Annotated in this window: 9 protein-coding genes and 3 pseudogenes; 7 read left to right on the top strand and 5 right to left on the bottom strand. The window is 61.8% G+C overall.

All coding sequences use genetic code 11. The features are described 5' to 3' along the window. Positions 1 to 50: 50 nt before the first annotated feature. The 6 genes and pseudogenes from LPJ38_RS07315 (at position 51) to LPJ38_RS07295 (ending at position 9,107) form a co-directional block, all read left to right on the top strand. Entirely contained in the window at positions 51 to 464 is a 414-nt protein-coding gene (locus LPJ38_RS07315; RefSeq protein ID WP_011091004.1) for a hypothetical protein, read from the top strand. A gap of 272 nt (positions 465 to 736) precedes the next feature. Further along, positions 737 to 2,897, top strand: a pseudogene (locus LPJ38_RS38270) (strawberry notch-like NTP hydrolase domain-containing protein); the annotation flags it as partial. 105 nt (positions 2,898 to 3,002) lie between these two features. Next, complete coding sequence (locus tag LPJ38_RS38265) at positions 3,003 to 5,123, top strand: strawberry notch C-terminal domain-containing protein (protein WP_430640290.1); 2,121 nt, start codon at positions 3,003 to 3,005, stop codon at positions 5,121 to 5,123. Continuing rightward, positions 5,123 to 6,190 (top strand): DUF7146 domain-containing protein, encoded by a 1,068-nt coding sequence (locus LPJ38_RS07305; RefSeq protein WP_011091007.1) that lies wholly within the window; start codon positions 5,123 to 5,125, stop codon positions 6,188 to 6,190. The genes LPJ38_RS38265 and LPJ38_RS07305 overlap by 1 nt, the downstream gene beginning before the upstream one ends. A 361-nt stretch (positions 6,191 to 6,551) precedes the next feature. Next, on the top strand, positions 6,552 to 7,454 hold the full coding sequence (locus LPJ38_RS07300; RefSeq protein ID WP_018646331.1) for an IS110 family transposase: 903 nt from the start codon (positions 6,552 to 6,554) through the stop codon (positions 7,452 to 7,454). A gap of 723 nt (positions 7,455 to 8,177) precedes the next feature. After that, positions 8,178 to 9,107, top strand: a complete 930-nt coding sequence (locus LPJ38_RS07295) for a DUF2493 domain-containing protein (protein WP_011091010.1) — start codon at positions 8,178 to 8,180, stop codon at positions 9,105 to 9,107. 324 nt (positions 9,108 to 9,431) lie between these two features. Here the strand turns inward: LPJ38_RS07295 and LPJ38_RS07290 are convergent, their stop codons facing one another. After that, the gene (locus LPJ38_RS07290; protein WP_018646330.1) at positions 9,432 to 9,884 is read right to left on the bottom strand and encodes an RNA polymerase sigma factor; all 453 of its coding nucleotides are present in this window, start codon (positions 9,882 to 9,884) and stop codon (positions 9,432 to 9,434) included. 174 nt (positions 9,885 to 10,058) lie between these two features. Continuing rightward, positions 10,059 to 10,287: pseudogene (locus tag LPJ38_RS07285) on the bottom strand (ISL3 family transposase); the annotation flags it as partial. A gap of 9 nt (positions 10,288 to 10,296) precedes the next feature. Here LPJ38_RS07285 and LPJ38_RS38090 point away from each other — a divergent pair. Further along, a pseudogene (locus LPJ38_RS38090) lies at positions 10,297 to 10,791 on the top strand (transposase); the annotation flags it as partial. Between the two features lie 413 nt (positions 10,792 to 11,204). Here the strand turns inward: LPJ38_RS38090 and LPJ38_RS07275 are convergent. The 3 genes from LPJ38_RS07275 to LPJ38_RS07265 form a co-directional block, all read right to left on the bottom strand. Next, a complete protein-coding gene (locus tag LPJ38_RS07275; RefSeq protein WP_011091014.1) occupies positions 11,205 to 11,708 on the bottom strand; it encodes a GNAT family N-acetyltransferase in 504 nt (167 codons plus the stop codon). An 82-nt stretch (positions 11,709 to 11,790) separates the two neighbouring features. Next, positions 11,791 to 13,002, bottom strand: coding sequence for a hypothetical protein (locus tag LPJ38_RS07270; RefSeq protein WP_011091015.1), 1,212 nt, complete (start codon positions 13,000 to 13,002; stop codon positions 11,791 to 11,793). Next, positions 12,999 to 14,474 (bottom strand): coproporphyrinogen-III oxidase family protein, encoded by a 1,476-nt coding sequence (locus tag LPJ38_RS07265; protein ID WP_016842696.1) that lies wholly within the window; start codon positions 14,472 to 14,474, stop codon positions 12,999 to 13,001. Before LPJ38_RS07265 ends, LPJ38_RS07270 begins: the two co-directional genes overlap by 4 nt. Positions 14,475 to 14,855: the final 381 nt, after the last annotated feature.

The raw sequence follows: 14,855 nt of genomic DNA, 5'->3' as shown, positions 1-14,855 counted from the left end.
TTCACACCAAAGCCTGGCGCGAGCCGGGCTTTTGCATTCTGGAGGCTATCGTGCCCTTCTTCACCATCGAGACGACCTATCATTTGCCGATCTATCGGCAGCGAACCTACGAAGCCGAAACGCTCGACCAAGCCTGCGATCTTGCGATCGCCGACGAGGGCTGGGACGACAACAGGTCGGACGTTGAAACGTCTGGCGATACCTATGTTACCGGTGCCTGGGAAGGCCGCGACGCTGCCTATAGCGGCCCACGCCTGGCGTTTCCCTCACGTTTCGGCGAGCAGGTCCAGCGCAAGGCCGGCCATTTCGAGTTGCTGCTCGGTCTGCTCAAAATACTCATCCACGTTCCGGAGGAAGGCTCAATGGATGTCGAGCTTTGGCGCCGGCGGGCAGACGCCGCCATCGCGAAGGCCGAGGCCATTCTCGCGGGCGAAAATGATCCGATCGAAGGAGCTGCGTCGTGACGAAATACGCCGTCACCGTCGTCGAAGGCGATGCGAGCTACCTCGCGGAAGCGGGCGCCGCTGACGAAGGCCAGGCGTAGCCGTCCTGGCAGTTCGGATACTGACGAACGCTTTGTACACGGCGCGCCGCCAACCCGGTGGGGCGCCGTTTCTCATGTCGGGCACCGCCTTGATGCTGAGAGGGAGAGGACGGCCGGGACGGGTTTGAGCCGGCGCGGTCAGAGAGAGCGCCGATCGGCTCGCCCATTCCCGCTCTCCTGAAGGCTTCCTCCATGAATGACCATTCCCCGATCGCGGCCGACCCGGCCGCTCCGATCTCGCCTGTTCGCGCTCCCGAGGGCGCCAGTATCATCATCGCTGCCGCGAGTCATCTCCTTCCGCATCTCGAGCGTGGCCGACGCATCGACGCCGCGCTTCTCCGCGCCGCAATGGAAGTGGCCTCCGGCGCATCCGATGCGACGGGCGCCTGGGACTGGAAGATGGCCTATGACACTTGTGAGGTCGCCACCGTCCTGTTCTTACGCAAATACGGAAAGGCGCTCTTCCGCAAAGCTGATTCTGCGGCTTCACGACTTTCCGCTTTGGAAAAGATCGCAAGGCTTCTGCCGACCCACACGCGCCGCTCTGCCGAGAGCGAAATCTTCCAGCAATTCTCGACCCCGATTCCGCTCGGCCTGGCTGCGCTGACTGCGGCCGCCATTACTGCGGCGGATCGCGTGCTGGAGCCGTCCGCCGGCACCGGGCTGCTCGCCATCCTCGCCGAGATTGCCGGCAGCGGGCTTGTGCTGAACGAACTGGCCAAGACCCGGGCCGTGTTACTTTCTTCTCTCTTTCCGGCCGTTTCCGTCACGCGCTTCGACGCGGCCCAAATCGACGACCACCTCGATCCCACGGTGGTCCCGAGTTTCGTGCTGATGAACCCGCCGTTCTCGGCGATGGCAAACGTTTCGGGCCGGATGGCCGACACCGCGTACCGTCACATCGCCTCGGCCCTGGCGCGTCTCGCCGATGGCGGCCGGCTGGTCACGATATCAGGCGCAAACGTCTCACCCGAAGCCTCAGCCTGGCATGACGCCTTCGCCCGACTGCAGGAACGCGGCCGCGTGGTGTTCACTGCGGCGATCGCCGGCGCGGTCTATGCCAAGCACGGCACCACGATCGAGACGCGTCTCACCGTCATCGACAAAGTGCCTGCCGCGGATCCGAGCGCGTTCCCGGCGTCGCCGGGAATGGCGCCCGACGTTGCGACACTGCTCCGCTGGATCGGCGAACACGTTCCACCTCGTCTGAGCGTCGCATCGACCGGTGTGCTTCCCGTGTCAGCCTCGCCGGCGCGTCGCACCGTGCGCGGCTATCTCGCGAGCGCCGCTGCACAGCCGGTTAAGGCGTCGGTCGCCGATCCCGAAGCCGTCGACCTCGCTTATGAGGCGACAGATTGGGCGCCGCCCGAGGGCGCGCGCCTCAGCGACGCCATCTACGAAGAATACCGGCTCCAATCGATCCGGATCCACGGTGCGCAGGCGCATCCGACCAAGCTGGTGCAGTCGGCCGCGATGGCCTCGGTCGCGCCGCCGAAGCCGAGCTATCGGCCACGGCTGCCGGCAAACCTCGTCAGCGATGGCATTCTGTCCGACGCCCAGCTTGAGACGGTCATCTATGCTGGCGAGGCGCATGGTAACTATCTCGCTGGCGCCTGGACGGTAGACGAGACCTTCGACCTCGTCGCGGCCGCCCGCGACGACGCACCGAACGCCGTCCGCTTCCGTCGCGGCTTCATGCTCGGTGACGGGACCGGCGCCGGCAAGGGTCGCCAGTCCGCCGGCATCATTCTCGACAACTGGCTCCAGGGCCGGTGCAAGGCGGTCTGGATCTCTAAGTCCGACAAGCTGCTCGAGGACGCGCAGCGCGACTGGTCGGCGCTCGGCATGGAGCGTCTGTTGGTCACGCCGCTCTCGCGCTTCCCTCAAGGGTACGACATCCGGTTGGCCGAGGGCGTCCTATTTTTAACCTACGCTGCGGTCCGACGACCGCGGCGAGAAGCTTTCGCGCGTCCGGCAGATTGTTCAATGGTTGGGCTCCGACTTCGACGGCGTCATCATTTTCGACGAGAGCCATGCCATGCAGAATGCCGGTGGCGGCAAGGGCGAGCGGGGCGATGTCGCGCCCTCGCAGCAGGGGCGTGCAGGCTTGCGTCTTCAGCATGCGCTGCCCAATGCCCGCGTCGTCTATGTCTCGGCGACCGGCGCCACCACCGTCCACAATCTCGCCTACGCCCAGCGCCTCGGGCTGTGGGGCGGCGAGGATTTTCCGTTCGCCACCCGCGCCGAGTTCGTCGAGGCGATCGAGGAGGGCGGGGTCGCTGCGATGGAGGTGCTCTCTCGCGATCTTCGTTCGCTCGGTCTCTACACCGCCCGCTCGCTTTCCTACGACGGCGTCGAGTATGAACTGGTCGAGCACCAGCTCTCCGACGAGCAGCGCCGGATCTATGATGCCTACGCCGCTGCCTTCAGCGTCATCCACAATCACCTCGACGCGGCAATGGAGGCCGCCAACATTACCGGTGAGAACGGCACGCTCAACCGCCAGGCGAAGTCGGCCGCGCGCTCGGCCTTCGAATCGGCCAAGCAGCGATTCTTCGGTCATCTGCTCACCAGCATGAAGACGCCGACCCTGGTCCGCTCCATCGAGCGGGACTTGGCCGAGGGCCATGCCGCGGTGATCCAGATCGTATCGACCGGCGAGGCGCTGATGGAGCGTCGGCTCGCCGAGATTCCACCTGAGGAATGGAACGACGTGCGCGTGGACATCACGCCCCGCGAATACGTGCTGGATTACCTCGCCCATTCCTTCCCGGTGCAGGCCTATGAGCCCTTCACCGACACCGAGGGCAATCTCTCGTCGCGGCCCGTCTTCCGCGACGGCCAGCCGGTCGAGAGCCGCGAGGCCGTCGCCCGCCGCAATGAGCTGATCGAGCGGCTCGCGTCGCTTCCGCCTGTTCCCGGCGCGCTCGACCAGATCGTGCAGCGCTTCGGCACGGACCTCGTGGCGGAAGTGACCGGCCGTTCGCGGCGCGTGGTGCGCAGATGTGACCGCCTTACCGTCGAGAACCGTGCAGCTTCCGCCAATCTCGCAGAGACCGCCGCCTTCATGGATGACCTGAAGCGCGTGCGTGTCTTCTCGGAGGCTGGCGGCACAGGCCGCAGCTACCATGCCGAACTCTCGGCGCGGAATCGCCGGCTTCGGGTCCATTATTTGCTCGAGCCGGGCTGGAAGGCCGATGCCGCGATCCAGGGTCTCGGCCGAACGAACCGCACCAACCAGGCGCAGCCGCCTCTATTCCGCCCCATTGCGACCGACGTGAAGGCGGAAAAGCGCTTCCTCTCGACCATCGCGCGCCGGCTCGACACGCTGGGTGCCATCACGCGCGGCCAGCGCCAGACCGGCGGCCAAGGCCTGTTTCGGCCTGAGGACAATCTCGAGAGCCACTACGCCCGCGATGCGCTGCGCCAGCTCTACCTGCTGCTCGTGCGCGGCAAGGTCGAAGGCTGCTCGCTCGAGATGTTCGAGGACGCCACGGGCCTGAAGCTCGTCGACGAAAACGGCATCAAGGACGAGCTACCGCCGATCACGACGTTCCTGAACCGGCTGCTCGCGCTCACGATAGGCCTGCAAGCTTTGCTGTTCACGGCCTTCGAGCAATTGCTGAACGCCAAGGTCGAAGGCGCCATTGCTAGCGGCGTCTACGACATTGGCCTGGAGACGCTACAGGCCGACAGCTTCGTCGTCACCGGTCGGCATCCGATCTACACGCACCCTGCGACCGGCGCGGAAACCCGGCTGCTCACGATCACCGAACGCCGGCGCAACCGGCACCCTGCGACCGGCGCGGAAACCCGGCTGCTCACGATCACCGAACGCCGGCGCAACCGTCCCATGACGCTGGATCAAGCGCTCGATTATCTCGCCGATGCTCGGGCGGTGCTGCTGGTCAACGAGCGCTCGGGTCGCGCCGCGGTGCAGATTCCGGCGCCGAGCTTCATGCTCGATGACGGCGAGATCGAAAGTCGGGTGCGGCTGATTCGTCCGATGGAGCACCATCATGCTTCGATGAAGATGATGGACGAGAGCCACTGGCAGCCTACGGATCGCGAGACATTCGCCGCGGCATGGAACGGCGAAGTCGTCGACGTTCCCGAGTTCGCTGAGAGCACGCTCCACATCGTCGCAGGTCTGCTGCTGCCGATCTGGAAGCGGTTGCCGAACGAGTCGACGCGCGTCTATCGGCTCCAGACCGATGCTGGCGAGCGCATCATCGGTCGCAGGGTCTCGCCAGCTTGGGCCGCGAGCGCTTGCATGACCGCGACCTGCAGCTTGACCCCGAACGAAGCCTTCTCGGCGCTGATGGAGGGGCGCACCGTCCTTGAGCTCGCCGAGGATCTGCAGCTCCGTCGTGTCCGCGTGATGGGCGCCCATCGCTTCGAACTGTCCGGCTTTACAGATGTGATGCGTGACCGGTTGCGCGCATACGGCCTCTTCAGCGAAATCATCTCGTGGAAGCTGCGCATGTTCGTGCCATCAGATGCGACCGGCGCCGCCGTGTTGGCAAAGGTGCTCGACCACTATCCGATCGTGCGCATCGGCGAGCGGGAGGCCGCCTGATGGCCCGCGACAACGCCTCCGAACTGGCCCGCCGTCTTGCGCGTGACGCCGAGGCCGTGTGCCGCCATTACCTGTCCAACGGGCGGCGCCAGGGCCGATATTGGACGGTGGGCGACGTCCGCAATACGCCCGGCCGGTCGATGTTCGTCCGGCTCAGCGGACCGGAATCCGGACCCGGCGCCGCTGGGCATTGGCGAGATGCTGCCTCGGCCGAGCATGGCGATCTCCTCGACGTGATCCGCGAGAGCTGCTGTTTCACGAACTTTCGCGACGTCGCCAATGAGGCACGACGCTTTCTGAGCCTGCCGCGTCCAGAACCGGAGCCTGCGCCAAATCGCCTCCGGTCGAGAACGTCGCCCGCGCCCCTCGGATCGCCAGAGGCGGCGCGGCGGCTCTTCGGCGTGTCTCAGTCGATCGCAGGCACACTCGTAGAAGCGTATCTCCGCAATCGCGGCATTACGGCTTTGCACGAAACCGGAAGTCTGCGCTTTCACCCACGTTGCTACTACAGGCCCGACGACCACAGCGCGACCGAGACCTGGCCGGCGATGATCGCCGCCGTCACCGATCTCCGCGGCCACCTGACCGGCGCGCATCGCACCTGGCTTGACCCCGGAGGCTTCAGCGAGACGACGCTCGGCAAGGCGCTGATCGACACGCCGAAACGGGCGATGGGCGACCTGCTTGGTCACGCCGTTCGATTTGGCCTAGCGGGTGAGGTCATGGCGGCCGGCGAGGGCATCGAGACGATGCTGTCGCTCCGCAGCGTGCTGCCGACCATGCCGATGGTCGCGGCCCTATCGGCGGCGCATCTCTCAGCCATCCTTCTCCCGGACACGCTCCGCCGGCTCTACATCGCCCGCGATGACGATCCTGCCGGTGACGGCGCCATGGCGACCTTGATCGATCGGGCGCAGGAGGCCGGGATCGAGGCGATCGTGATCTCGCCACGGCTTGGCGACTTCAACGAGGATCTTCGTCTGCTCGGATTTGACGCCCTTCGGGCCGCGAGCCGCGTGCAGATCGCGGCGCAGGACGTCGCGCGCTTTATCGAGCTGGCGGCATAGCCGGAACGGGGATGAGGTGCGACGCAGCCGCTTCGTTATCGCGAGGCCGGTGGTCCTGCTTCCCCTCGGCGCCGGAGAGGACCGCCCCACGGCCTTCCGAGAGGGCGATCGGGCGGCAAGCGGCCCGGACCGGCAACCTCGTGGACCGACTATTTTCCGTCGGCGGCAGAGCCGCCTTTACATCGCGAGGCAAAATAGTCGGCCCCCTTCGTTCCTCCGCTAACGCTCCGGCCCTCCGCTGCGCTGCGGGTGCAAGTCCGTTCCGCCCGCCGCTTTCGTCGCCATGAAGATCCTATGAGTGGCGACGGCGGTCCGTTTCGATACGATCGGCATTGCCAATCGTCGAAAAGGGAGCGATCAGATGAAATTAAATGGAGATGCTAACAAGACGACGAACAAAGTACTGAACGCAATCTTCGTCTCTGTCGAATTGAGCCGGAAGACTTGGCTCGTCACATCGCTGGTGCCGGGAACGGGGGAGAAGCTGTCACGTCACACAGTGATGGGTGGTGACATTGCGGGGCTTTTGGAACGTCTCGCCCGACTGAAGCAGAAGGCATTGGACAGAACCGACCAATCCTATCCCATCATCGTCATTCAAGAAGCTGGACTCGACGGCTTTTGGGTCCATCGGGTTCTGCAGGCCCAAGGGCACGAGAGCCATATTGTTGACGCCGCCTCGATCGCAGTTTCGCGGCGTCGTCGCCGGATCAAGACAGACCGGCTGGATGGAGAGACCCTCATCCGAGCCTTGCTGGCCTTTGAGCGAGGCGAGCCGCGTGTTTGCTCGATGCTGCGTGTGCCCTCGCCCGACGACGAGGACCGTCGCCGCATAACACGCGAACGCATGGTGCTGATGCAGGAGCGAATCCAGCATAGCAACCGAATCAAGGGCCTTCTCTTCTCGCAGGGCGTCACCGATTACGATCCACTCCGGCGTGGTCGGCGCGAGCGGTTCGAGGCTGTGCGAACCGGTGATGGACGAGATCTCCCGCAGCATATGAAGCGCCAGTTCGACCGGGATCAAGGAATCGGAAAGTCCGGAAACACGCGCCTGCGCTCCACACTGCTGGAGATGGCTTGGCTTTGGTTGCGTCATCAGCCCGGCTCGGCGCTCAGCCGATGGTTCAACGAGCGTGTCGCCCAGAATGGCGGCCGCTTCAAGAAAGTCATGATCACGGCATTGGCGCGCAAGCTCATCGTGGCTCTGTGGAAATACGTTAGCGCCGGAGTTGTGATCGAAGGCGCCATCGTTCGGCCATGACAACATCGCTTCCCAGTTCGGTCCGGGCCTAATCAGCTCGCCCGGAACCAGGGTGGACGACCGGATCGCGGCTTGGCTCGCACGCCGTCACGAAGAATGGTCTCGTCCTCTTGAGCCTTTGCCGCCGTAGGCGGGATTTTGGTGCGGCCGCATGCGCGGCGACCGGATGTGAGGTTGATACGTGCATTGGCGCGGATCAGCAGATCGGCTCAGACCTTGGGTTCGAGAGCGGGAAGCAGGCCGGTAAGGGGCAGCGCCGACGATATCGAGGTGCGCCCAATGCCAGCGTCGTTCTCGGCAGACTTGCCGACGAAGCCACCGTGCGGCCTCTCTCTTGGCTGGTCTGGCGCTGTCCGGCCTATGCCAGCAACGGCTTCGCCGACCTTCTTCCCCGGCGTGTGCCACGCCTTCCTCGCGAGACAAGAAGCTCGGCTATCGCCGTCCTCCGCTGTGCTGCGGCCCTCCGGGTGCAAGCCGGCCGTCCATCGCCTCTCGACCGCCATCGAGACCGCATCGGGTGGCTTCGAGGAACAGTCAGGAGAAACGAAAATGGCTCAGATCGGTACGTTCAATCACGGCGAAGATGGCTCCTACACCGGCACCAAGCGTCCGATTTGTACTCCACAATAATCTCGAGTTCACCACCGCTCATTCTTGCCTTGACCAAACAACTCTCATGTGAGGCCGCGATGGGCGCGGTCGATCCGACCAGGGAAAGCCGCAATGACCACCGACCACGACGACGATCTCGAGCCGCACCAAAGCTCATCCCCAACCGACCAAGTGCTCCAGGAACTCCAGCTCTTTGGCTACCGTCCCTTCCACGATGAGCCCGATCCCCGGCGGCTCCCTGAAGCGCGAGTCCTCGCCGGCAGCATCGTCGACATCTTCGATGCCCTCGTGGTGGAGCTGTCCGATACCCGTCTTGAGCCCGACCTCGAGGACCTGCTCTGGTCGACGGTGAACGTCTTCCACCGCGCCAGCGACAGGATCGAACGAGAGCTCGACGGCAATGAACTGGCCCAGCAGCGCTCCCAGCGCGAACAGGACGGCAGCGAGGTGAAATCCGTCGAATTGGAGCGCCTGACGGCGGAAGGTCAAACACTGATCGAGCGACGCAACGCCTTCGAGCTGATGCGCGACCAGGCCGCCGACGAGTTCGAACGCCACACCCATTCCGTCTGGCGGCCGCGCAACGGGTCGAGGGTCAACCACCGCAATCTGACCTCCGCGATGATCGACAGCCGCGACTTCCTGGTCGCGAAGAAGCGCGCCGACAATCAGGTGCTCATGCCGCCCGGACCGAAAGTCGCGCTGACCGGTGGTCTCGACTTCAACGATCACCGGTTGATCTGGGCCAAGCTGGACCAGGTGCACGCCAAGCATGCGGACATGGTGTTGCTGCACGGCGGATCCCCCAAGGGCGCCGAGTTGATCGCCGCCAAGTGGGCCGGCAATCGCAAGGTTCCGCAGATCGCCTTCAAGCCCGACTGGACGAAGCATGCCAAGGCCGCGCCGTTCAAGCGCAACGATGCGATGCTGGAGACGCTACCCATCGGCGTGATTCACTTCCCCGGTACCGGTATCCAGGACAATCTGGCCGACAAGGCGAAGAAGCTCGGCATCCCGGTCTGGAGGTTTGGCGGCGCGTAAGCGCTGCCGCAAACACTAACGGCTAGAAGCCTGCGGCTCGCTCAATGCGGCTGATTGTGCGATTTGAGCTGCGGCCCCGACGCGTCGGCCGCAGCCTTGCACCGGGTTTGCTCGGATCTTCGTTCAGATCACAATTTCGAGCAAGGCCCCCACTCTCGTCCCCGCGCGCGGCCTTGATCACCTCTCCGACGTCGAGGGCGGTGTTGGTAATTGTCCATCCTTGCAGAGCGGAGGTCTGCCGTACCTCCTCATCGCTCGCGGCGAGGATTTCCTCGCTCAGCGCTCCGAGCAGGCGGGCCAGATCGAGACTGGGGTGCTAGCGTGTCACTTACTCCAGTTTTGTTGATGGCGCAGCAGGGTGCGCCGCATCCGCCGTCGCGTCGTGTCGTAGTCGAGCTCGGACATATCATGGACCTTGCAGATTTCTCTGGCCGTCAGGCCATCGGCCATGCCCGCAATGATCTTCAGCGCCCGGGGATCGGCTTCGAACAGCCGATAGACGTTGGCCAACTTCTGGGCGGCGGCCAGGATCCGCTCCGGATCGGGCTCCTCATCGGCCTCGTCACCGGGCCAGCTTCTCTGGTCCGGATCATCTCGGCTCACAAGCAGCCTTTGCTCGAGCCGCGCACGCCGCCAATGGTCGTTGCAGATACTGCGCATGACACCCGACAGAAACGCAAGAATGGGTACGTCTGGCGGCCAGGGGCGCGAGCCGTCGAGAACGCGTGCGATCGCCTCGTGGAGGATGTCGTTCCAGCCAACTCCTCCCGGCAGCATGCGTGTTTTTGTTGAGGCTCGCACAATCGTGACGACCTCGAGGCTGCAGTCGTAGGCGGGAAGTCAGCTACCGTAAGAATCGCAATTCCTGAATAATATCAGGGCAAGCCTCACAAATCCGAGGCTCTCTTTTTGCCGCGGTAATTGCCTATGGTGTTCGGAGACGGTGACCCCGATTGCGCTGCGGATCTGGCGCATCGATTTGTGGACGGCATCGAGGAAGGCTCGACTGGCGTTCTCCATCAACGATCTGCGACCTGAACCGCGTGCGGCAGGGCCTTTGCCGCAGCTTCGCCATATCCCCCGCCGCGATCGCGATCGTGGGATGAGGGCGAGCCGGGCTTGGATCCGGCAGCAGGGTGACGATCCGGTGCCTTTCCAGGTTACAGATGATGCTGGCGTATCAGGTCGCGAGATCTTGAGTGGCGATCATCCACTGCTCGGCGTGATATCCCCGCTGCTGTTGATCCACAAGATCGACGACGAAGTCCGCGGACTGGCAAAACTGGACGAGACCGCACGCCGCCTGATGACGGTTCCTGGTGTCGGCGTGGTGACGGCCTTAAAGATCCGACATACGATTGATGACCCATCCCACCTTCGATCGGCATCAGCCGTCGGCGCTTATCTGGACCTTACACCGCGGCGCAGTCAGCCCGGCGCAACCATTGGCAAGATCTCTCGATGGGGTGGCCGGCTTCCCCGAACCTACTTGTTTGAAGCCGCGGCCGTCCTGCTTTATCGAACGAAGAAATGGTCCTCCCTCAACGCCTGGGGCATGAAGCTCGCAAAGCGGATCGGCATGAGGAAGGCAAAGGTCGCCATTGCGCGGAAGATCGCCATAGTTCTTCACTGCATCTGGGTCAATGGCACATCGTTCGACTGGGGTCAGGCGAAGGAAGCCTGACCCGGTTTGTCAGCTCCTGGTACGGTCCGCCGAACTAGCGATGTCCCGCTGGGACGGTGCTTGTGACGACCTCGTTCATTCATTCGGCTGGTGGCGGCTCGACCGTACTCCGCTGCAGACGTTGAGGCGTCCGCCCCGGACCTCATCATGAGGTGCTGCGCGACCTCGGAAAGGACCATGATCTCAGCGATGGCATCCGCAGGTCCAGGGCGCGTGCAATGCTTGGCCGACGATCATGTATCAGCTGCGCTCGCACCATCTCCACAACCCCGGCCAACGGCGCGAGCGCTACCGTCGTGCCGCAGGCGAATCCAGAAGGATTGCTTGACATTGAACTGCAAATTAAAGGGCCGAATGATAGTATTGCGCTAGGAAGCCGTCGATAGCACTGGGGGCCGGCGCGCCTGCCAGCCTTACTTACCTGGCATAGAGAACTCGTCCCGACCGGTGAGCCGCTTCTCGTAAAAGATCACCGCATATCCGTCCAGTATCCCTTCTCTGCGGCGAACATAGCCAGTGCTCTCATAGAGTCTTTGAGCCCCTACCTGGATCGTTGTCGTGTCGAGCACGATCTGCTTGAATTCCAGCGCAACGGCTCGCGATTCCAACTCACGAAGAATCCGTCTTCCAAGCCCCCGTCGTTGAAAGGAGGGATGGACCCGCATGCGCTTCAATTCTACGACGTCATTGTCAAGCGGTTTCAAGCCACCCATGGCAGCGAAATCGGAACCGATATGCGCAACCATGAAGTCGCCGCCTGACTTGATGTAGACCTCCCCGATATTCCGTAGATCATCGCCCCATGTCCCTTCCGGACTACATACACCAACATCCTGCGACGCGGTTGTATGCAGATGCCAGACATTATCGGTGTCCGCTGGCGCGAACCGACGAAAGATCACTTCGTCCTTAGACATCTATGATACTTTATCCTTTGGCATCGGACGCCGGTGCTCCGACACGATCCCGGGTTCTTCCGAGCAGATACTAATCCTCGGCCTACGGAGGCAGTGTCAATAGCCGCTGGCAAAGCACGACCTCAATACTCTCCGACGCCTCAACTCCGACAAGTGGTCGACCTGGCTCAACCGTGTGCTTCAGGGCCGCACGACGATGCATCCGGGTAAATCGGTCCAGCGCGCAAACACAGGCCTCGTGTAGTCTCTCGATTTCACGGCCGCCGCGCTCGACCACGGGCGAAATGGTTGCAGACCTTGGAAAGTCCGCTTTCCCTTCGAGCCAGGCTGGCTTGAGCCATGCATCCCTGTTGTCTGGCGACAGCCAACAGAACACCTTGCCAATGCTCGTCTGCGGATAGTATTCGGACAGCCGATATAGATCCCAATAAAATTGAGGTTTTTGACGAAATAGCTCTTCGCCGACCAGCAAAACCGAGACCGCGACAACGCGAGCCGAGAAACGGCCGCTTGGACCAAGCGTATTCCTATAAGGATTTTTTCCGTAGAACGCGCGAAACTGGCTGAACAGTTCTGGCGACATATGGTCCTCGAAACGCGTCAAAACATCTTGTGCGGACTCAAGCCGCGCCACGCATTGCGTAAGACATCGAGAAGCATCCGCGCCACCTAAGTCTCGCAAGTCGAGCAGCGCATCCATTGCTGACTGCAATTCGCTCTCGATCAGTTGATGGCCGGCGCAAAAATCACGCTCCTCGACGCCAACTGCGCCAAGGCAATACAGGCGGGGGTCGCTCTGTACCGGATTCGTAAGGATCATGTCTTCGTAGGAGAGGACACCAACGCTAGGCTGACGCTGGCACGTCAAGCTCGCCAGGCGGCTTAATTCCGCTCCCACGGTCAATTCGGCGTCAGAAGGATCGAGGCCGGCAAAGGCCGACATCTGATAAGTGCAATTGACGAGATACTGGATGTCTGTTTTGGCTATTTCGAAATCGCACTGCGGCAGCCTCAACAGCAGCCCGCTGTAGTCTGCCTCACCAATCATTGCGTTGACGCTACGCCCGAACGCCTTTATCGCTCCATTTGGTCGTTCACTACGTTGGATCTCCGCAACACAATGCGGCAGTTGTTCGACGGTAAAGTTGCTCACTGGTCCAAGCGGACGCTTTCGTTCACTTCGATCAATGCTATCAGTTAGATGAGAAAAAATGTCCTCCGAACGGTTGGGCGACCGTTCAGGGGCGACTGGCGAACCACTATCGACCGCAGTCGGGCGCACCACCGATGTCATTGAAAGACCTCTTTCATCTGAACACTTGAGCCGTATCTCGCCGCCGGCGAGTAATCATGTTTTTCGATAAGATCCGTTCGTTTGTCTGCTATCCGACCGTCATTGTATGCGACCTGCTCAAGCACATTATTCGAGAAGAACAGCAGTGACACTGCACCCGAATTGATAGTGCCGGCATCAGTTAACGAAAGGACGCCATCCTTCGAAATGCAGATGAGTCCTGCCTCCTTCAAGGCCCTTAGCTCGCGAGCAAAGTATACTTCAAGGGATACGCCAAATTCCCGTTCGAAGCGGGAGAGCAACACGCCGCTGCTTCGCAGGGCGAACATTAACGTCCTGCGCATGAGATCATCCTGCGATAGGACGACGCCTTTCCACACCGGTTTCTCGCCCGCTTCGACCCTGGACAAGTAGCGATCCAAATCCACTTCGTTGTAGAACTGACACTCGCTCATGAAACCAAATCCGCTGACCCCAAACGGGACCAGATTATTATCGTTCCAGGAATCGTATTTTCGGGCTTGTTGAAAGGAGTGCGGTTGCGACATCTTAGTCCAATAGAAAATCGGTCCATGGCGGTAGCCGAGACTCGTGAGCATATGCTCGGCCATAAAATGCATCATGACGCGCTCCTTCGCCCCGGCGAATTGATATCGTCCGCGCGCCAAGTGACGAGCTATGGGGTCGGTCGATTTGAACATCAATGGAAATATATTGAACTTTTCAACTTCCATATCGAGGAGGCCGATCAGAGAGCCGTACCAGCTCCGGAGCGTCTGCTGCGGCAATCCGTACATCAGGTCGAGCGACAGGTTCTCGACACCCATCCCCTTCAGCAACTTTACGGTTTGCATCACCTCGTCCACACCATGCCCGCGGTTGAGTATCCGCAAAATATCTCGATCTAGAGTCTGAACACCCAGCACGAAGCGGTTTACGCCGCCTTTAAGGAGAGTAGATATGCGATCGGCAGCGTCTGCCTGCTTGGCAAGAGACGGATGTAACTCGAAACTCACCTCCGAATTGGACAAGTCAAAGCGCTTCCCAATCATACCGAACAATGCTTTGAGCTGATTGTTCGTCAAGAATGAGGGAGTGCCGCCTCCAATGAAGGCTGTCTCAATTGCGCTGCCGGCCAGCGCCGCGTCTGACCAACTCATCTCCTTATCCAGGGCCGCCAAGTAGCGTTCGACTCGTCGGGGAGGAGGATTGATCTCCTTGCCGAAGTGGCAAAAGGTGCAGTTCTGATGACAGAAGGGGATGTGGAAATAGAGGTCAATCGACGGCGCAATGCGATCCAACAATATGTCTGGATTGATCTCCCCCATGGCCTTAAGGGGGGGATATGTGCCGACCAGGTAATCGTTAAACGTGTCGAGGTGCAAATTGCGCGACCTTAACATGTCAATGTTGATGTCGTACGAGCGGTCGATCGCGAATTCCAGGGCCTCGGAATAGGTCGGCGTACTCATCTTTCGTGCTCCTTAGGATTTTGCGTTAAGGCAAAGGTGCGATGGCAGTTCTGTTCGTTCGGCGACGACGTAAGGATGTCGCTGTCGGTGCGAACATTGTGCGCGCGGCGGCGCCGACGGGCGCGAGCATTCGTCGAGAGAATGATGCGCTCCCCACAGACGTGTTGGAAGCGGAGGTGGTCTCGGCGAATTCGCTCCGAGCCACGAAGCTTTCGCGCGACCTCCCTTCGCTCCTTTCTCCGCAGCCGCCACTTTCGCAGGGCGCCAAACCTCGTTTGCCTCTTGGGCGATGCCGAGATTGCCCCTGCAGGATCCTCCGCATGCCGCATGACAGCTCCAGCCAGCCACACTGGTTCGGGCCTGCTCGGGACTAATTGAGCC

The sequence above is a fragment of the Bradyrhizobium daqingense genome (assembly GCF_021044685.1).
Lineage (GTDB): Bacteria > Pseudomonadota > Alphaproteobacteria > Rhizobiales > Xanthobacteraceae > Bradyrhizobium > Bradyrhizobium daqingense.
The sequence above is the reverse complement of the archived record's forward strand: the minus strand, read 5'-3'. Positions and strand labels throughout refer to the sequence as shown.

Excerpts from the sequence above, each read along its gene's own strand:
- LPJ38_RS07275 (WP_011091014.1), bottom strand. The coding sequence starts at position 11,708 with ATGTCTAAGGACGAAGTGATCTTTCGTCGGTTCGCGCCAGCGGACACC.
- LPJ38_RS07270 (WP_011091015.1), bottom strand. The coding sequence starts at position 13,002 with ATGACATCGGTGGTGCGCCCGACTGCGGTCGATAGTGGTTCGCCAGTC.
- LPJ38_RS07305 (WP_011091007.1), top strand. The coding sequence starts at position 5,123 with ATGGCCCGCGACAACGCCTCCGAACTGGCCCGCCGTCTTGCGCGTGAC.
- LPJ38_RS07290 (WP_018646330.1), bottom strand. The coding sequence starts at position 9,884 with ATGCTGCCGGGAGGAGTTGGCTGGAACGACATCCTCCACGAGGCGATC.
- LPJ38_RS07295 (WP_011091010.1), top strand. The coding sequence starts at position 8,178 with ATGACCACCGACCACGACGACGATCTCGAGCCGCACCAAAGCTCATCC.
- LPJ38_RS07300 (WP_018646331.1), top strand. The coding sequence starts at position 6,552 with ATGAAATTAAATGGAGATGCTAACAAGACGACGAACAAAGTACTGAAC.
- LPJ38_RS07265 (WP_016842696.1), bottom strand. The coding sequence starts at position 14,474 with ATGAGTACGCCGACCTATTCCGAGGCCCTGGAATTCGCGATCGACCGC.
- LPJ38_RS38265 (WP_430640290.1), top strand. The coding sequence starts at position 3,003 with ATGGAGGCCGCCAACATTACCGGTGAGAACGGCACGCTCAACCGCCAG.